Here is an 18,496-nt window from a genome sequence, read left to right on the forward strand (position 1 = left end):
TGAACAGATATATGACGCTATCGATGAACGACATCACACCGAGCAATGCGCGGCGGGCCAGAATTCATGCAGGTCTTCAAGCAACAGCCGATGGCGGAGCAGGTTCTTTCTATGTCGACAGTATGAGCTTCCGATTAAATTAAAGTCTGTCAACATTTTTGTGAAAACTCAGAAATACCAAAGTTTGGAGCCGAACTTAACATGGAACCTCCAGCGGGCATGACTTCTCGCGATTGGGCGGTGCAGGGAAAAGGGCGTCACGAGACTACCCAGTTTTGAACACGCCCTGTCCACTTCCGAAGCACATCCATCGTCGCAAGATAAAGCATTTTGAGCAGCGCTTCGTCGTTAGGGAAAATGCTTTTTCCCTTTGTTACCTTGCGAAGCCGACGGTGGTAGTTCTCAATCATATTGGTCGTGTTTGATGAAGGGCTTTCGAAATTCAGGTTCCGGCGATAAATGTCATTTTCGCATCGTCTATCGAACCGCAATCGATTCTATGATATTTTGATTTTTTTGGAAATTATGATAGAATAGTTTAACCGAATGCTTTGTTTGCATGCATGTGCCTCGATATGGATTTTTCGATATCGGGGCTTTCTTCTTTTGAAGCGTATTCATTAAAACATCTTAGGAAGAAAAGAGGAGAGCGGTTGTGAAACAGAACATTTACGACAATGAAACTTTTTTTGAAGGCTACAGGCATCTAAGGGAAACAGAATCCGGATTGAACGATGTTTTGGAGCAACCGGCTCTCAGGGGGCTGCTTCCGGCGCTAAAGGACCTGTCTATTCTGGAATTGGGCTGTGGCATGGGGCATTTTTCAAAATATTGCATAGAGCATGGCGCCGGGCGCGTTGTTGGTACCGATATTTCTGCCAAAATGTTGGATACGGCTAAAAGACTGCATGTTCACGAGAAAATCGAATACCGGTTGTCCGCAATGGAAGATTTGGATTTTCCGGCGCACACCTTCGACCTGGCGGTTAGCTCCCTTGCGCTGCATTATGTCGAACCGTACAAGGAGGTTGTCTCCAAAGTATACGAGGGGGGATTTTCATTTATTCCGTTGAACATCCCGTTTGTACGGCGGCTTTACAAGGTTGGATAGCGGACGAACACGGGACCAAGCTGTATTGGCCGGTGGATCGGTATGGAGAGGAGGGCAAGAGGCAGTCCGCCTGGTTCGTAGACGGGGTGATCAAATATCACCGAAAACTGTCTACGTTGTTGAATGACCTCATTCATGCCGGTTTTACAATCGATCAGGTGCTGGAACCCGAAGCGGTATCCGAAGCGTTGTTGCAAAGACCGGATCTGGCGAACGAAAGCCGGAGGCCGCCTTTTCTAATCGTAAGGTCGAGGAAGGTATAACAAGGCCAAAGTCCTGATTGTTGGACTGGGTAAAATAATGAGGTGACCGGCTTGGTAACGAACGCAAATACCATTGTGATGGGAAGATTTAACCATTGATCGAAATTCATTCCACTAGATTCGGCAATCATGCTCTTTACGAATAGGGTTGTATCCTATATATTAATAATACGCATTAATTAAAGCTTTTTCCGCTATATATGGTACAACATTAAAGTGTCGATCCACTTGCAGGGGATATTGGGGGAGGGGAATTTGTCATGGGAGTTCAAACAAGCGGGAGCTATACGATTATTTTGCGGATGGAGTCTGGACCGAATGTTCCGTTCATTCATATCGCGAATGCGATTCATGAAACCGGGGGCGAGATTGTCGCCGTCGATAACGTGAACCGAAGTAAAAATGTGACGATCCGCGATATTACGGTGAACGTGTCCAATGCGGAAAACGAAGCCTCCTTGATTAACAATGTGACCAAAGTTCCGGGAATTAAAATCATTAACTTCTCCGACCGCACCTTCTTGATGCACTTAGGCGGCAAGCTTGAGGTTCATTCGAAAGTACCGATCAAGAATCGGGACGATCTCTCCCATGTATATACCCCCGGTGTAGCCCGCGTCTGTATGGCGCTGCACGAAGACCCTGCCAAGGCGTATTCGCTGACAATCAAAAGAAATACGGTCGCAGTCGTCAGCGACGGGACGGCCGTCCTCGGGCTCGGTGATATCGGGCCGATCGCGGCGATGCCGGTGATGGAAGGGAAAGCGATGCTGTTCAAGGAAATGGCGGGCATCGACTCGTTTCCGATTTGCTTGGATACGAAGGATACGGAAGAAATCATCCGGATTGTGAAAGCCATTGCGCCCGCGTTCGGCGGAATCAACCTGGAGGATATTTCCTCCCCGCGCTGCTTTGAAATTGAGGAACGGTTAAAGCAGGAGCTGGAGATTCCGGTATTTCACGACGATCAGCATGGGACGGCCGTCGTCATGCTGGCGGGACTGATTAACGCATTGAAATTGGTCGGCAAAAAGCTGACGGATATTAAAGTCGTCTTCAGCGGGGTCGGCGCGGCCGGGGTGGCGTGCACCAAGATGCTGATGGCTGCCGGGGTGACGAATATCATCGGCGCTTCGCGTTCCGTCGGGATCGTCCGTCGGGGCGAAACGTACAGCAATCCCATGTTTCAATGGTATGCCGAGCATACGAACCCGGACAACATTGCGGGCACTTTAACGGACGCGATGCAGGATGCGGATGTATTTATCGGCCTGTCCGGTCCGGGCGTGATCGGGGTCGAGGATTTGAAAAAAATGGCGAAAGATCCGATCGTATTTGCCATGGCCAATCCGACGCCGGAGATTCTGCCGGAAATTGCGGAACCGTACGTTCGCGTGATGGCAACCGGAAGGTCGGATTACCCGAACCAGCTCAATAACGTGCTGTGCTTCCCCGGCATTTTCAGAGGGGCGTTGGATTGCCAGGCGACGACGATTAACGAGGAAATGAAGCTCGCCGCCGCTTACGCGATCGCCTCCACCGTGGAGGACGACGAATTGAACGAGCAGTATATCATTCCGAGCGTCTTTAACAGCAGGGTCGTGGAAGCGGTTAGAAAAAAAGTAACCCAAGCCGCTGTGGAAACCGGCGTGGCTCGCAAAATTCCGCACGAGTTTGCGTAATTCGGCTACCCCGGCATTAGCCGGTAAGGACTCGAATTGTACTAGCTAACTTTAAAAGCAAAAGCAGCTCCGCTCCTTCCGAAGCGGGGCTGTTTGGGTTCCTGAAATTTCCGAAGCCCCATTGACAGTAGCTCCAGAATCCCCTATTCTGAAATTATTTAGCCGACAAACTAAAAGGAGGGTTCCCATGTCGCATGACGATTCGCTGACCCGCTTGATGCGGTATGTGCTCAAGCTTCACCGGCACAGCGTCGATCTGATGATTCAGAAATACGACGTCTTTCCCGGACAGCCTCCGCTGCTCATGCGGTTGTCGGAGCGGGACGGGCAGAGCCAGAAGGAATTAGCGGATAGCATGCTCATCAAGCCGCCTACGTTAACCGTGATGATCAACCGCATGGAGAAGACGGGGCTCGTCGAGCGGAAGCCGGACCCGGACGACCAGCGCGTATCCCGCGTCTACTTGACCGGGAAAGGGCAGCAAGCCGCCGCCGGCGTTCGGGAAGCGCTGCAGGTATTGGAGGCGAAATGCTTCGAGCATTTCAGCCCCGAGGAAAAAATGCTGTTCCGACGGCTGCTGTGGCAGGTCCGCGACGACTTGGAGACGTTTCAACGACATTTCAAAGATGAATAGTTAGCCGACAAACAAGCGGAGGACAACTCAATCGGAGGAATTAAAACGTGTGGAAGCTTAGAACCTACTTGAAGCCTTATACATGGGCTGCGCTGCTTGCGCCTCTGTTTATGGTGCTGGAGGTGTGCATGGATCTGCTGCAGCCGAAGCTGATGGCGAGCGTCATCAACGAAGGCGTCGTGCGCAGCGATCTGGCGCACATTTGGCATACGGGCCTGCTGATGATCGGCGCTGCGCTCGTCGGACTGCTCGGCGGTGCGGGCTGCACGATTTATTCCAGCCGGGCGGCGCTCGGGTTTGGGGCGGATCTGCGTCTCAGCCTGTTTCAAAAAGTACAGACCTTTTCGTTCGACAACTTGGACCGGCTGACGACGGGATCGCTTGTCACCCGGCTGACGGGGGATGTCATGCAGGTGCAGAACCAGGTTCAGATGCTGCTGCGCGTCATGGTTCGCAGCACGTCGCTGGCGATCGGCAGCATCGCGATGATGATCGCGCTCAGTCCTCGCCTCTCGCTGATGCTGCTTGCGGTAGTGCCGCTCCTGATTGTCATTTTGTACACGCTGATCCGGCTGTCCGTTCCGCTGTTCGGCCGGGTGCAGGAAAAGCTGGACGGGCTGAACACGGTGCTTCAGGAGAACCTCAAGGGCATTCGCGTGGTGAAAGCGTTCGTCCGGTCGGCCGTCGAGCGCGAACGCTATGGGAAGGCGAATCGGGATCACCTGGAGGTCGCTCTGAAAGCGGCACGGACCGTTGCCGCCAATATGCCGCTCCTGATGCTGGTGCTGAACGCAGGCATCGTGGCCGTACTCTGGTACGGAGGCGCGCAGACGTGGGAAGGCGCGATGCCGGTCGGCGACCTGATCGCGTACCTCAGCTATATGTCGCAGCTCCTTTTCTCCCTGCTGTCCGTCGGCATGCTGCTGATTTCGTTCTCCCGGGCCAAAGCGTCCGCAGACCGCATCCGCGAAGTGCTGGAGACGCAGCCGGGCATCGCGGAAGCTGAGCAGGCCAACGCCGGAGCGATCCGAGCCGGGCATGTCAGGTTCGACCGCGTATCGTTCTCGTTCGATCCGGGGAAGACCGACTTCGTGCTGAAAGACATCAGCTTTGCCGTGGAGCCGGGCCAGACGATCGGCATTCTCGGTGCGACCGGCTCAGGCAAATCGTCCTTGGTCGGCCTGATCCCGAGGCTATTCGATGCGACAGAGGGCCGGGTATTAATCGATGGCACCGATGTGAGAGCCATCGATTCCAAGCATTTGCGCAGTCAAGTCGGCATCGTGCTGCAGCAAGCGGTCTTGTTCAGCGGCACGATTCGCGACAACATCCGGTACGGAAGGCCGGACGCTTCGCAGGAGGAAGTCGAGGCGGCGGCCCGGGCCGCGCAGGCTCATGAATTTATCGAGCGCATGCCGGACGGCTACGATACGGAGCTGGGCCAGCGGGGCGTCAATCTGTCGGGCGGCCAAAAGCAGCGTCTATCCATCGCGCGGGCGCTGCTGCTACGGCCCAAAATTATTATTCTCGACGACAGTACAAGCGCCGTCGATCTGGTGACGGAAGCTCGCATCCGCGAGTCTCTGGAAGCTTTAAAGAGCGAAACGACCTGCATCGTCATCGCCCAGCGCATTGCGTCGGTGACGGAGGCCGATCTGATCCTTGTGCTGGAGGACGGCGCGATTGCCGCCCAAGGCACGCATCAGGAGCTGCTGCGGAGCAGCGCGATCTACTGCGATATTTACCGCTCCCAGCACGGAAAGGAGGGAAGCGTCCGTGACATCTCAAGTTCAACCCTCAGCCCGTCCTGACGGAAAAAAAACAGCGGACCTTCCGGCGGCCGCGTTCGGATTCGGACGCCGGGGCGAACCGGCGCCCAAGGTAAGGGCCAAGAACACCCGGGCTGTGATTCGGCGGTTGTGGGGCTATCTGAAACGGCAGCGGGCCGCCTTGACCGGCGTCATCGCGCTTGTGCTGATCGGGCTCGCGCTATCGCTTGCGGGACCGTATTTGATCGGGACGGCGATCGACCGCTATATTACGCTTCACGATCCGAACGGCCTGCTGTGGCTGTGCGTCCTTCTGCTGGCCGTCTATGTCGGCGGCAGCGCCGTTTCGTGGCTGCAAACGTACGTCATGTCCGGCATTGCCGGGCGGACGGTGTGGGAGGTGCGACGCGACCTGTTTGCTCATATGCAGGAGCTCCCGGTGCGCTTCTTCGACAAGACGCCGCACGGAGAGCTGATGAGCCGCACGACGAACGACATCGACAACGTCTCCAACACGCTGAACCAAAGCTTGCTGCAGCTCATCACGAGCGTCGTCATGCTGCTCGGCTCGCTGACGATGATGCTGCTGCTGAACGGATGGCTGACGCTCGTGGCGCTCGTGATCATTCCGCTTGTCACCTTGGTTGCCCGGCAAATCGGCAAGCGCACCAAAAGCCAATTCAAGGAACAGCAGCGCCATCTCGGCGAGCTGAACGGCTTTATTGAAGAGACGATATCTGGACAGAAAGTCGTCAAAATCTACAACCGCGAGGAGCTGGCGGCGCAGCAGTTCCAAGAGATAAATGCCAGGCTGCGGCAGACGGGGACGCGGGCGCAAATTTTTTCCGGCATGATGGGCCCGTTCATGAACCTGTTGAACCATACGAGTTTCATTTTGCTGGCGGTCGCCGGGGGCTGGATGGCGTACAACGGCTGGACGACGATCGGAGTCATCGTCAGCTTTCTGAATTACTCCAAGCAGTTCAGCGGCCCGGTCAACGAGCTGGCGAACCAGTACAATATGATTCAATCCGGCGTCGCCGGAGCGGAACGAGTATTTGAAGTTTTGGATACCGACACGGAATTCGGCAACGAGGATGGCCGGAAGCTGCAAGAAGCCATCCGCGGGGAAGTCGAGTTCGACCGGGTGACGTTCGGTTACGGCGACACGCCGGTTTTGCGTGACGTATCGTTCGCTGTTCAGCCGGGGCAAGTCGTCGCCTTGGTCGGTCCGACCGGCTCGGGAAAGACAACGATCATGAACCTGCTCACCCGCTTCTACGAGATTTCCGCAGGGACGATCCGAATCGACGGGAAAGATATCCGGGAATGGGACAAAAGCAGTCTCAGAAGCCGTCTCGGCATGGTGCTGCAGGACGCGCATCTGTTCTCCGGCACGATTCGCGACAATATCCGGTACGGGCGGCTGAACGCGACGGAGGAGGAGATTCGGTCGGCGGCCAAGCTGGCGAACGCGGACGGCTTCATCCGCAAGCTGCCCCAAGGGTACGACACGCCGCTCTCGGCGGAAGGCGGCAATTTGAGCCACGGGCAGCGGCAACTGCTTACGATTGCCAGAGCGATTCTATCCGATCCGTCCATTCTGATACTGGACGAAGCGACCAGCAGCGTCGATACGCGCACGGAGATGCACATTCAGGAAGCGATGAAGGCGCTCATGCAAGGGCGGACCAGCTTCGTCATCGCCCACCGGCTCAGCACGATTCAGGAGGCCGACCTGATTCTCGTCGTGCGCGGAGGCGAGATCGTCGAGCGGGGCACACACGAGCAGCTTTTGGCGCTGCAAGGGCTGTATGCCGAGATGCATGCCAATCCGTCGGCCGATGCCGGATGAGCCAGTGGATCGCAAGCTGAAACGGAATTTAATTCCACTGCCGGTTGGAAAAAAGCAGGAGTTTGGACGCAGAACGTCGAATTCGTCATAGGAAACGGGGGCACATCACTGTAGAGTAACGATCAGCTTTGCCCCTGCCGGAGGAGGATGGCAATGAAATATGCGATTTGCCAAACAGTCAAAATTGTAGACATGAACGAAGAAATTATGTCTGAGGTGCTGTTCGACCACGGAGAGCACGAGGCGCCGGCCTTATCGATCGGCTGCTCCGTCATTTCGTACCAGCTTGGGTTAAAAGAGTTCGAAGTAGTTTACGACAAGCGCGAAGGCAAGCAGGAGCGGTTCAAGGTCATCGACATCGAGTTTGACTTGCTCAAGCAGCCTGCGATCACCCGCGTCTTTCTGGAGCCCGTTACGCTGATCGTCGGCCAGCACGATATCGGCCAAATGTAACGCCGCATCCATCATCCGCATAACGTAAGAAGTCCTGCTGATAAAGCCGAATTTGGCGAGAAGGCAGGACTTATTTTGTTCATTTGGCAGTGGGGAAAAAATACTATATCATGAAAGTGAGGTGAAGTTGATGAACAGAACGTTTGTGGCTCTTGGCGGCATTTGCGCATTTCTGTCAGTGGCGCTCGGAGCATTCGGCGCACATGCGCTGAAGGGAAAGCTCACAGCGGATATGCTGGCTAATTTCCAGACCGGCGTCCAGTACCAGATGATGCATTCGCTCGGGCTGATCGCCATTGGACTTGCTGCCTCCCTGCTTCCGGCCAGCGGACATCTACGCCGGGCCGGCTGGTCGATGTTTGTCGGGATTGTTGTATTTTCCGGCAGTTTGTATATTCTAAGTATAACGGGGATAAAGCAGTTGGGCGCGATTACGCCTATCGGCGGGGTGGCCTTTTTGTTCGGTTGGCTGTCCTTGGTCTTGGCCCTTCGGGCAAAATAAGTCCTAAGTCTCTTTCTCTACATTCGGCAGGTTTTCATGCCGAATTTTTTTATGCCTACCCTTCTGGAATCACTCGCTTTTTTTGTCGAATTAGCAGGAAAAATACAGTTGTGCGTAGAATTTCTACGGGCAAGATGGGGGAATGGAATACTCTGACAAACGAACCTATCCGGGAAAGGAGGCCCGCATGCCTAGGACCGACGGATCAGCAAATGGAACACAACCGCGCGATGAAAAAAGAACGATGCTGTTCGCATGCGGAGGGACGGCGGTCGGATTCCTCGTCTGTTGGTGGGTCGGAGGGGCATTCCTATGGGGATTCGGCATCGCCGTCTTCCTGTTGATGGCTTATTCGTGGGAACGCATTATCCGGCTGTCCCGGGCTGTGTCCGAATCGGACGCCAGAAGCCGTACGGCGGAGAAACAGCTTCGCAGGGCGGACAGCCAATTGAACGCGTTGTTCCATCACCATCCGGGCGCGGTAGGGCTGATCGATCCGGGGGGATATTTTCTGCATTGGAATTCAGCTGCGGAACACACGTTCGGATACCGGGAGGAAGAGCTGAGAGGGAAGCATTTGCGCACCCTGTTTCCGGAAGAGTTGCCCGGGAGGACCAGCAGCTTTTTCACCGAAGCGATGCATGGCTTGCCGCTCTCGTTCAAAACGTCGCTTCTGCATAAAGACGGATACCGCGTCGATCTCGATACGACGGTCGTCCCGGTGAAGGAGCAGGGGATCGCGACAGGGGTACTGATCGTTTGCCAGGACATTACGTCCGCTACGCGAACCGAAGACCAGATTCGTCATCTCGCCTACTATGACGACATGACGGGGCTCCCGAACCGCAGACTGTTCGTGCAGCATTTGAACGCCGCCATGGCGGCTGCGTCCCGCGACGAACGAAAGCTGGCCGTCCTGTTCGTCGATATCGACCGTTTCAAGATCGTCAACGATTGCTTCGGGCACGATTACGGAGATATACTGCTGCTGCAGGTAGCGGAACGGCTTTCCCGCTGCCTGGGCCCGGACGATTATCTCGCGCGTACGGAAGGAGACGAGTTTGCGCTTTTCTTCCAAGTGGCTGACCAAGAGGCGGAGCCGGTGGGAACGATCGCAAAGGCGATTTTCGACGTGCTGGAGGAGCCCTTCGTCCTGGGGCAAAATCTGGTTCACCTGACGGTCAGCATCGGCATATCTCTGCTGTCGCGGGAGGACGAGTCGGCGGATTTGCTTATGAAATGCGCGGATATGGCACTGACCCGGGCCAAGGAAAAAGGCAAAAACAACTATCAACTGTTTAACAGCGAGATGAAATCTGTATCATTGAAACGCTTAACTCTGGGAAGCGAGCTTCGCCGGGCTTTGGCTAAGAACGAACTGCTGCTGCATTACCAGCCGCAGATGGATAGTGCGACCGGCCGCATTGTCGGATTCGAGGCGCTCGTCCGGTGGCAGCATCCGGAGCGCGGGCTGGTTGCGCCGGGGGAGTTCATTCCGTTCGCGGAAGACAGCGGTCTGATCGTACCGATCGGCGAATGGGCGCTGAAGGAAGCCTGCCGGCAGAACAAGCAGTGGCAAGATGCGGGGCTTGAGGTCGTGCCGATTTCGGTCAACTTGTCGATCCGGCAGTTCATGCAGCATCAGCTATGCGCCGGAATCGGCAGGATACTTCGGGAAACGGGGCTTGATCCCGCCTTGCTGGAGCTTGAAATTACGGAGAGCTGCACGATGGATGTCGATTATGCCTGCAATCTGCTGCACGAGCTTAAGCAGCTTGGGGTTAAAATCAGCATCGACGATTTCGGCACCGGCTACAGCTCGTTGTCCTACTTGAAAAAATTCCCGATTGACAAATTAAAAATCGACCGCTCTTTCGTGCGCGACATTATGACCGATCCGAACGATGCGGCCATCGTCGCTTCGATCATCGCCATGACCCGGCATTTGAACATGGAAGTGATCGCAGAAGGCGTCGAAACCGAGGAGCAGCTCCGATTTTTGCATGACAACCATTGCCATCTCATTCAAGGCTTTTATCTGAGCCCGCCCCTTGCCGTTCCCGACGCGGAGCGTCTGATGGAGCTTTACTCTAAGCGGGCAGCGGCCGGAGAGGAGAGCCCCCCTGCAAATTAAAAAAGGCCCGCTTCAGCGGGCCTGAAAATCGTCAATTTCGTTAATTTTAAGCAGGTATACTTTCTTCTCGTCGACATGATATACGGTGAGGTTTCCGCTGGCCGGGTCCGTATTGATAATACGGCATGGCATGCTGAGCTTGACCCCTTTCTCTTTCACGATGGACAAACGCACTAGCGTATTGTTTTGTTGAAATACATTCATTTCATCCCAGATCTGCTTGAACGGATCGACTTCTGACCGTTTTGGCTCCGCAGCCTTGGCCTCTTTAACGTGCGAAGCGGATGGAGCTTTCGGGGCGATTTCCGCAGGAGCGGTGATCTGCTGGCTTTTCGTCAGTTCGGCAGAGTTGTCGATTTTTTTGAGAATGGCTTCTTTCAGCTCGGCCTCGATCGTTTTACCTAATTCTACCCCTTGCTTGATTTGATAATCGGTTATAACTTCCGAATTGAGCTGATGCAGCAGCTTCTCCAAGGCTCGCCCGTTGGTATCTTCCTCAATCATGATGTCTACATTGAACAAAAACTTTCGTTTTTGCGGTTTGTTGGCTTCCACAGGCGGCTCCTCCTCATTTGATGCTTGCATAATCTTTACTATATCATTTTTTGCTATAGGAAAATAGAAGTAAACAGACGGGAATTATTATTTTCTAAACTGTTCGTACGCGGTGGAAAGAACTTGAGGGTCGAAAACGACGCATGGTACGAAATTGGCTTGCTGCCGCTGCGGTATGTTGGAACTAGGTTCAGGATAAAAGTGGTAGGTCTTATTAACTAAACATGATGCGAGGATACTACATCTAAAGGAGATAGTCAAATTTCTTGTACTCTTCAGTAATTATGGATGAATTTGAAATTGTATGGTAAATTGTCTGGGGAGTGGAAACCGCTGGACTATTTCTAGCTGCTATTTAGTCGCTACCCGATCATTTGAGGGACTTCAAGGTAGAAGAGCTTCCTGCCGAATACCTAAGCGATCAGGCACCTCATGTAAAAATAACGGATCAGACAGTCCACATACGGGAAAGCTTTTCAATTATTTATTGAAGAGCTTTTTCTTTTCATTTACACTAGATCCTAATGATAATCATTATCAACGATTGGAGGCGTTAATCTCCAAGACGATAATTACCGAAGGGCAGGCGTGGAAACACCCGCTTATTATATGGATACGATGTCGAGCTGATTAGGAATCGGCAGGCCGCATGCATCAACTTGCCGAAGGCGCCACGGTTAGCCGAATTAGCGGAGAAAGGAACGTAACAGATGAAACTTAACGACCATACGATTCTGTGGAATTATGCTACCATACGGATTATGGATGTGCGGCATACGAGTCTCGAGCAAGGAGAAGTGCTGAGCTCCTACCAGTTGCCGGCCAGCGCTTTCCTTTATGTAACCCGAGGGAGCGGGCGCATTCGGCTGAACGGCGCTGAGAGTGCGGTGAGACCTTTCCAGTTAATGCATGGGGGCAAAGGGCTTTGCCTCGATTTGATGGCTGAAGAGCTGCTGAACTATTACTTGATTCTGTACAAAGCCGCAATGCCGCTGACGAGCCGTCGGGAGCTGCTTGCGTTATGGGAAGCAGTTGATAACCCGTTCCAGCTGCAGTTCAGCTTCGCTCCTCACGATCCGATCGCTATGCTGGACAAGGCGCAGGCGATGTATAAGGCATGGGAACGGACGGATGAGCTGGAGAAGCTGCATGTGAAATCGCTCTTCTACCAATTCGTTCACGAACTGCTGCGGCAGCTGGCAAGTCAGTCCGTGCAAGCGCAGAGACCGGACCTTGTTGCCCAGGCGATCCGCTATATTCATGAGCACTACAAGGAGCCGATCACGCTCGAATCGCTTGCGGACATGCTCGATTGCAACCCGCGACAGTTCCTGAGAATGTTCAGAAACAGCCGGCAGACGAGTCCGATCGATTATTTGATACAAGTCCGCATGGACAAAGCGAAGGAGCTGCTCCTGAACACGGAGTGCACAATGAAGCAAATTTCCGAGAGCGTCGGCTACTCGGACAGCTACTACTTCAGCCGTATGTTCAAGAAGTGTACGGGCGTATCCCCGACAGCTTTCAAAGAGACTGCCCAGGCCGCGAGCTCAAGTCGAAATAATCCATCTGCGGTGTCCACATATCCCATTGCTGCGATAAGGCTTCAACAGTATAGTGATTATGATAATCATTATCACTATATCGGGAAGGGAGATTTACCCGTGCTTAGAAGGACTAGAGCATCATTCGCCGCCTCCTTGCTGTTTTGCATGATTTTGCTGTTAAGCAGTTGTGCGGTAGGAACGAGCAGTACAGATCCGGGTGCTGCCGGCGCAACCAAAAGCGGCGCGACGGCGACCGCTCCGGCGGGAGCGGGCAGTACGGAAGCAGACTCGCCAAGGATCATCAAACATGCGATGGGGGAAGAGACCGTCAAAGGGACGCCGAAGCGCGTGGTCATCCTGACGAACGAAGGAACGGAAGCGCTGTTGGCCGTAGGCGTCAAGCCGATCGGTGCGGTGCAATCGTGGATCGGCAACCCATGGTACGATCATATTAAGAATGAGATGAATGATGTCGCCGTCGTGGGCGACGAGCTGCAGCCGAATATCGAGCTGATCACGAACTTGAAGCCCGATCTCATTATCGGCAATAAGGCGAGACAGGAGAAAATATACGGCCAGCTGAAGCAAATTGCACCTACCGTATTTGCGGAAGATTTGGGCGGCGACTGGAAAATTAATTTCAAGTTGTACATGGACGCGATCAACAAGAAGGAAGAGGGGGACAAGGCGATGGCTGTGTTCGACAAGCGGGTTGCCGACGTGAAGGCCAAGCTTGGCAGCAAGGCGGCTACGAAAGTGTCCGTCGCTCGCTTCTCCGCCTCACAGGTGCGCATCTACCAGAAGCAGACGTTCTCCGGTGTTCTCTTGAGCCAGCTTGGATTCGCCCGTCCCGCTTCGCAGGACAAAGATTCGTTCATCGAGGTGATGTCCAAGGAGAAAATTCCGAGCATGGACGGGGACGTGCTGTTCTACTTCGTCACGGAGACGGCGGGCAAAACCGGTGCTGCAAAAGTAGTGCAGGAATGGATGAACGACCCGCTGTTCAAAAATTTGAATGTAGCCAAGACGAACAAAGTCGTACAGGTCGACGAGGCGATCTGGAACTCAGCGGGCGGGTATAAGGCGGCCAACCTACTTCTGGACGAGCTTGTCAAATATTTCGAAATAAAATAGATGGATCAGTCTTCGCGGCAAGCTGATGTCGGTACGGCAGACGTCGGCTTGTTTGCCGTGCCGTTCAGTCGAGCCGCGGCATGAATCGATTTGAAAGTCGGGAAGGAGTGCGGATAATATGTCCATATGGATGCGAGGCCCGGGAGGCAAGCTCGCCGGTCTGACAATTGGTATCGTTCTGCTGCTTGCTTGCGTAACGGCTAACATATGCTTCGGTCTGCAGCCTTTTACGCTGAAGCAGCTGTGGCTTGCGTACAGCCGGTTCAATGGCTCCAACGAGCATCTGATCATCACGAGCGCGCGCGTCCCGAGGGCGCTGATTGCGGCCGGGGTAGGGGCAAGTCTGGCTGTTGCCGGAGCGGTTATGCAGACGCTTACGCGGAATCCGCTGGCATCACCTTCCGTATTCGGAATTAATTCGGGCTCGGCGCTGTTTATCGTTGTCGCTCTCGTTGTCTTCGGCTCCGATCTGACGATGGGCACCATGATATGGATCGCCTTCGCCGGGGCAGCCGCTTCCGCGCTGTTCGTCTATTCGCTCGGCCTGCAAAGGGGAGACGGCTTCAGCCCACTTAAGCTGACGCTCGCAGGCACTGCAGTCGCCGCGTTCTCCTCCTCGGTCACTTCGGGCTTGATTCTGATCAACAAGCAGTCGCTGGATGAGGCATTACTGTGGATGATCGGCTCCGTGTCGGGCCGACAGCTCGCGCATCTACTGACTGTAGCTCCATATATGGCGGCAGGGCTAATCGTCGCGCTGCTGCTGTCGGGAGCGCTGAACGTCATGGCACTGGGTGAGGAAATCGCCAAAGGGCTAGGGCAGCGGCTGACGCTTATGCGTGCGCTTGCGACGTTGTCCGTCATACTGCTCGCCGGCAGCGCCGTGTCGGTCGCCGGACCGATTGCGTTCGTCGGGCTCATCGTCCCTCATCTATGCCGGTACGTCGCCGGGAACGATCACCGCTGGCTGCTGCCGTACTGCGCGCTGATCGGCGCTATGCTGCTTGTGACTGCGGACCTTGCTTCGCGGCTCATCATTATGCCGAAAGAAGTGCCGGTCGGCGTAGCGACCGCGCTGCTGGGCGTTCCGTTCCTGATTCATGTGGCGAGAAGGAGGCAGCATGCGTAACGATCGATTGAGGAGAAACCGGTTGCTGCTGTTTGTGCTGTTGACGTTAACGGTAGTTCTGTCCGTTGGCAGCTTGTCGATGGGCGCTGTGCGCATTCCGGTGCAGGAGGTGCTGCTCGCGTTGACCGGACATCCACAAGCGGGCAGCGGCTTGATCGTGATGCAATTCCGCCTGCCGCGTATAGCGGCGGCGCTGCTTGTCGGCGCTGCCCTGGCCGTTTCCGGCGTGCTGCTGCAGGGGGTTATACGCAATCCGCTGGCGTCGCCGGATTTGCTCGGCGTATCGGGGGGAGCTTCGGTGGCGGTCGTGGGTTTCATGACACTGTTCAAAGGCTACAGCATCCACTGGGTGCCAGTCATCGCCGTAGCGGGCGCTTTTGCCGCAGCAGCTTTGAATTATGCGGTCGCTTGGAAACGTGGCGTATCGCCGTTCCGACTTGTGCTTATCGGCTTAGGCATCTCGACCGCAATGAGCGCGCTGACGATGTTTCTGCTAATAAGCGGTCCCGCTTACTTGACGGCGCAAGTAATGAACTGGATGACCGGCAGCGTGTACGGGACGAATTGGGCGTATGTCGGAGCGCTTTGGCAGTGGATCGCCGTCTTTATTCCGCTTTCCATGCTGTACGCGAAAGAGCTTAATATCCAGTCACTCGGTGAAGAAGCGGCCGTCGGTCTCGGCAGCCGGCTTCAGCTCAGCCGGATTGCGCTGTTGCTGTTCAGCGTCGCCCTCGCTGGCGCGGCGGTCGGAATAGCCGGGACGCTATCATTCATCGGGCTGCTGGCACCTCATATGGCGCGCAAGCTGGCCGGCCAATCTTACACCGCCGTCATTCCGGTCAGCGCTCTGCTCGGAGCGATCATTCTTCTGCTGGCCGATTGGGCGGGACGGATTCTGTTCGTGCCGCTCGACGTTCCTGCCGGTGTATTTACGGCCGGCGTCGGCGCTCCGTTTTTCATGTATTTATTGTTTAAGCGGAAGAAGCTTACGGGTTGACATTGATCTGCGACTTTGTCGAGCTGAGCAAGGCGAAATCCATAGGGATAAACGAATGGCTGTCCGATCACCCCATAACCGACGCAGCACTCAGCGATAAAAGGAACTGCCGCCACGCGAGGGTTTATGGCGGAATAAATTGTTCAATTGACAGATCCTCCTTTGATTTTAGAATTGCAAGTTCGAATTCAACAATTCGTTGCGTCCTCATCGTTCAATTCAATTAATTGTAAAATGGAACATGCTCTGCTATAATTAACCATTGTATAATATTGAATCAAAGGAAGGTACGGATTATGGTGGATACTAAGTATCGGAATAACACCATCGCGGATTTCATCTTCCAACTTAGAAAAGCGAATAACTTGACATACGCAGAACTTGAGGAATTAACGGGGGTAAGCAGAAGTGTACTAAATCGAATAGAGCGCGGGGAAACGAAACGGCTGGAATTTAAGAATTTGAAGGCTGTAGCCATAGCTTTTCCCGCACACTATTCCGAGATTATGGAGTGTTACCTTGAAGAAGAAAGCCGTATCAACACTTTGTTTGAAGTGCTCGAAGAGGTAACAACCTGTGAAGAGTGCTTTTTGCTGGTTCCGAAAGTGGCAGTACGCATACTGGAATCGCATAGTGTAGAAACGGAGGAAGCGCTGCAACGATTGTTTGACTTTACCCAAACAGTAACTGATAATTCACTGAAAGTAACACTCTATACGTCAATTATTAAGTTTTCCAGAGAACGCGGAGTGCCGCATTATGTAGCCAAAGGGTTGCTGCAAAAGTATTTGATTGAAAGGAACGATTTGAAACAACTGGAAGAGTCGTTTCAAGTAGGCCAAGAAATTTTACATTACACTAGCTTTTTATCGCGTGAGGGGAAAATTACGGTTTACTTCAGGATGGCATTGCATGCATACGCTATCAAAAAATTTGAAGAATGCATACAACTGTGTGAGAAAGGTCTTTTGCTGGAGGAAGAAGATACTGGACTTAAAGCAAAGGCATATCTGGCGATGATAAATTCATTTTCCCAACTAGGAGACTATGAATCAGTTGAAAGACATCTAAACATATTTGAAAAGATGAGGAATGATTTTGTTGTCGTACCTGCCAAGGCTACTCGGGCCTTAACAAAAGCGAGAAAAAAAGAATATGATGTAGCAATACCCCTGCTTCGGAAATATTTAGGGGAACTAGGGAAGGAATATAGCTTACATATTGCTGACGAACTTCTGGAGATCTATTTTCAATTAGGGGATCTTGAATCAATTGCTGAAATATTGGAGAAGGAGGAAGAATTATTACCTGAGCATCCACAAACACCACATAAATACATTACTGTTGGAAGGTTTCATAGATATAAAGGCTTCTATCATCTTAGTAAAGGTTTGCTTGACGATGGAATAGAGAACTATGTTAAAAGTTTAAAGGCGTTCGGGTATGTCAGCGCTATGAAAGAGAAAGACGATTGCATGCAGGAATTGTTAACATATCACATAAAACTGTCGAAATCCTTGGAACTAAAACATATAATTAAGTTGAAGGAAGCATACGAATAATAAGGTAAATAAACCATTAAATCGGAGGCGAAGTAACTGTGAAAAAATTCATCTTGCTGATGGCTTTGGCTGTGGCTGGAACTATGTTCGTTGTTTCGCCAGATGCAAATCCGGGCCTGATTATTTTATACAACGATATTGATCCCGGACTTTGATTATTTTGTCATTCGGAAAAACATATTTGAATGCTTATCAATGAACAGGTGATTATAAACCTGTTCTTTTTTTGTTTGTTTTCCAAACATTCGTTGCACAAAATGGGATTATAAGGTTTATATGAGATGTATGATAAAGTTAATTTGTAAAAATACAAAACTAAAATAGTTGAAAGAGGAGAGTGTCATATAACCATGTCAGTACCCAGAAAGGAGGATTATTCCCAATACGATATCAGCCATTTCAGCGATGAAACATTGCAGAGCGCAATGAAAAACATTCGGAACCAAATGGAAGAGGCGGTACAGCAAGGCGAGAGTTTAACGAGCGAATGTATGGTCCAATTGAGCCAACAATTAGATACCTATGTTTTAATTGCTCAAATTAGGAAAATGCGATGTGTAAATTAGAAATCGTTTTTGTTTAAGGTGTGTTGATGCAAGATGGCAGAAGAACGGGAATTGTCAGGGGGATAGACGATTTTGGAAGAATTGTAATCCCCACGGAGGTTAGGCGTGTTTTGAATCTTGATCCCAATGTCATGACAGAGTGTTTCAGTGACGAGGAGAAAAAGACGATCATGGTTTATAAATATCCAGAAGAAGAATGTTTGTTTTGTTCAGGTAAGCAACAACTCGTTTACTTCAAACGATTTTATGTTTGTTCACCATGTATTCAAAGCCTTCCGGTGCTTCAGGTCTTCATCGAAGGAATAGAACGTAAACGAGCTAATGAGACAATTAAGAAAAAAATCACCCCAAGAAGGAAAAAGTCATTGGATCGTCTGCATCAAGCGATGAAGGAGAACCCTAAGGCATCGCAAAAGGAACTAGCCGAAATTTTAGGATTTTCACAAGCATGGGTCAGTAAATTGATTAGGAATCACGTAGATTCATAAATATTAAGAACGCTTTGACGCTAATGTTCATGTTCGGCATCACGCCTGTTGATTAACCAGATACTGGTTTTTTGAGGTTTGACAAATAGACATGTTTTTCCAACACTTTGGTAGT

At 52.4% G+C, this 18,496-nt stretch carries 15 protein-coding genes and 1 pseudogene; 14 read left to right on the forward strand and 2 right to left on the reverse strand.

The annotated features are described in order from the left end of the window. Positions 1-257: 257 nt before the first annotated feature. Positions 258-419 (reverse strand): annotated as a pseudogene (locus NLX71_RS24645) (transposase); the annotation flags it as partial. 236 nt (positions 420-655) lie between these two features. On the opposite strand from NLX71_RS24645, the gene NLX71_RS24650 reads away from it, so the two are divergent. From NLX71_RS24650 to NLX71_RS24685, 8 genes are all read left to right on the forward strand, one after another. Then, the gene (locus NLX71_RS24650) at positions 656-1,111 is read left to right on the forward strand and encodes a class I SAM-dependent methyltransferase (protein WP_254366427.1); all 456 of its coding nucleotides are present in this window, start codon (positions 656-658) and stop codon (positions 1,109-1,111) included. Positions 1,112-1,676: 565 nt separating this feature from the next. After that, the gene (locus tag NLX71_RS24655) at positions 1,677-3,056 is read left to right on the forward strand and encodes an NAD-dependent malic enzyme (RefSeq protein ID WP_375377962.1); all 1,380 of its coding nucleotides are present in this window, start codon (positions 1,677-1,679) and stop codon (positions 3,054-3,056) included. Positions 3,057-3,243: 187 nt separating this feature from the next. After that, positions 3,244-3,690, forward strand: coding sequence for a MarR family winged helix-turn-helix transcriptional regulator (locus NLX71_RS24660; protein ID WP_254366429.1), 447 nt, complete (start codon positions 3,244-3,246; stop codon positions 3,688-3,690). Positions 3,691-3,737: 47 nt separating this feature from the next. Next, complete coding sequence (locus NLX71_RS24665; protein WP_254366430.1) at positions 3,738-5,501, forward strand: ABC transporter ATP-binding protein; 1,764 nt, start codon at positions 3,738-3,740, stop codon at positions 5,499-5,501. Further along, positions 5,467-7,314: an ABC transporter ATP-binding protein gene (locus NLX71_RS24670; protein ID WP_375377961.1), complete on the forward strand. Its 1,848-nt coding sequence runs from the start codon at positions 5,467-5,469 to the stop codon at positions 7,312-7,314. The genes NLX71_RS24665 and NLX71_RS24670 overlap by 35 nt, the downstream gene beginning before the upstream one ends. 153 nt (positions 7,315-7,467) lie before the next feature. Beyond that, positions 7,468-7,767: a hypothetical protein gene (locus NLX71_RS24675; RefSeq protein ID WP_254366431.1), complete on the forward strand. Its 300-nt coding sequence runs from the start codon at positions 7,468-7,470 to the stop codon at positions 7,765-7,767. A gap of 130 nt (positions 7,768-7,897) precedes the next feature. Then, a complete protein-coding gene (locus NLX71_RS24680; protein ID WP_254366432.1) occupies positions 7,898-8,269 on the forward strand; it encodes a DUF423 domain-containing protein in 372 nt (123 codons plus the stop codon). Between the two features lie 187 nt (positions 8,270-8,456). Beyond that, the gene (locus tag NLX71_RS24685) at positions 8,457-10,403 is read left to right on the forward strand and encodes a putative bifunctional diguanylate cyclase/phosphodiesterase (RefSeq protein WP_254366433.1); all 1,947 of its coding nucleotides are present in this window, start codon (positions 8,457-8,459) and stop codon (positions 10,401-10,403) included. A gap of 12 nt (positions 10,404-10,415) precedes the next feature. Here NLX71_RS24685 and NLX71_RS24690 read toward each other — a convergent pair whose 3' ends face one another. Further along, positions 10,416-10,958, reverse strand: a complete 543-nt coding sequence (locus tag NLX71_RS24690; RefSeq protein WP_254366434.1) for a hypothetical protein — start codon at positions 10,956-10,958, stop codon at positions 10,416-10,418. 710 nt (positions 10,959-11,668) lie between these two features. On the opposite strand from NLX71_RS24690, the gene NLX71_RS24695 reads away from it, so the two are divergent. The 6 genes from NLX71_RS24695 (at position 11,669) to NLX71_RS24720 (ending at position 18,381) form a co-directional block, all read left to right on the forward strand. Next, positions 11,669-13,639, forward strand: a complete 1,971-nt coding sequence (locus tag NLX71_RS24695) for an ABC transporter substrate-binding protein (RefSeq protein ID WP_254366435.1) — start codon at positions 11,669-11,671, stop codon at positions 13,637-13,639. A gap of 118 nt (positions 13,640-13,757) precedes the next feature. Then, entirely contained in the window at positions 13,758-14,768 is a 1,011-nt protein-coding gene (locus tag NLX71_RS24700) for a FecCD family ABC transporter permease (RefSeq protein WP_254366436.1), read from the forward strand. Next, the gene (locus tag NLX71_RS24705; protein WP_254366437.1) at positions 14,761-15,765 is read left to right on the forward strand and encodes a FecCD family ABC transporter permease; all 1,005 of its coding nucleotides are present in this window, start codon (positions 14,761-14,763) and stop codon (positions 15,763-15,765) included. Before NLX71_RS24700 ends, NLX71_RS24705 begins: the two co-directional genes overlap by 8 nt. A 296-nt stretch (positions 15,766-16,061) precedes the next feature. Continuing rightward, positions 16,062-17,327 carry a helix-turn-helix domain-containing protein gene (locus NLX71_RS24710; RefSeq protein WP_254366438.1) on the forward strand — a complete coding sequence of 422 codons (1,266 nt, stop codon included), beginning with the start codon at positions 16,062-16,064 and terminating at the stop codon, positions 17,325-17,327. 425 nt (positions 17,328-17,752) lie between these two features. Then, positions 17,753-17,893 carry a Spo0E family sporulation regulatory protein-aspartic acid phosphatase gene (locus NLX71_RS24715; RefSeq protein WP_302058434.1) on the forward strand — a complete coding sequence of 47 codons (141 nt, stop codon included), beginning with the start codon at positions 17,753-17,755 and terminating at the stop codon, positions 17,891-17,893. Between the two features lie 110 nt (positions 17,894-18,003). After that, positions 18,004-18,381, forward strand: a complete 378-nt coding sequence (locus tag NLX71_RS24720; RefSeq protein ID WP_309248985.1) for a LexA family transcriptional regulator — start codon at positions 18,004-18,006, stop codon at positions 18,379-18,381. Positions 18,382-18,496: the final 115 nt, after the last annotated feature.

The organism is Paenibacillus sp. MZ04-78.2 (assembly GCF_024213375.1).
In the GTDB taxonomy this organism is placed as follows: domain Bacteria; phylum Bacillota; class Bacilli; order Paenibacillales; family NBRC-103111; genus Paenibacillus_G.

What these genes read in the sequence shown, in the direction of transcription:
- NLX71_RS24655 (WP_375377962.1), top strand. Translation starts at nt 1,677, where the DNA reads ATGGAGTCTGGACCGAATGTTCCGTTCATTCATATCGCGAATGCGATT.
- NLX71_RS24660 (WP_254366429.1), top strand. Translation starts at nt 3,244, where the DNA reads ATGTCGCATGACGATTCGCTGACCCGCTTGATGCGGTATGTGCTCAAG.
- NLX71_RS24675 (WP_254366431.1), top strand. Translation starts at nt 7,468, where the DNA reads ATGAAATATGCGATTTGCCAAACAGTCAAAATTGTAGACATGAACGAA.
- NLX71_RS24680 (WP_254366432.1), top strand. Translation starts at nt 7,898, where the DNA reads ATGAACAGAACGTTTGTGGCTCTTGGCGGCATTTGCGCATTTCTGTCA.
- NLX71_RS24685 (WP_254366433.1), top strand. Translation starts at nt 8,457, where the DNA reads ATGCCTAGGACCGACGGATCAGCAAATGGAACACAACCGCGCGATGAA.
- NLX71_RS24695 (WP_254366435.1), top strand. Translation starts at nt 11,669, where the DNA reads ATGAAACTTAACGACCATACGATTCTGTGGAATTATGCTACCATACGG.
- NLX71_RS24700 (WP_254366436.1), top strand. Translation starts at nt 13,758, where the DNA reads ATGTCCATATGGATGCGAGGCCCGGGAGGCAAGCTCGCCGGTCTGACA.
- NLX71_RS24705 (WP_254366437.1), top strand. Translation starts at nt 14,761, where the DNA reads ATGCGTAACGATCGATTGAGGAGAAACCGGTTGCTGCTGTTTGTGCTG.
- NLX71_RS24710 (WP_254366438.1), top strand. Translation starts at nt 16,062, where the DNA reads ATGGTGGATACTAAGTATCGGAATAACACCATCGCGGATTTCATCTTC.
- NLX71_RS24715 (WP_302058434.1), top strand. Translation starts at nt 17,753, where the DNA reads ATGAAAAACATTCGGAACCAAATGGAAGAGGCGGTACAGCAAGGCGAG.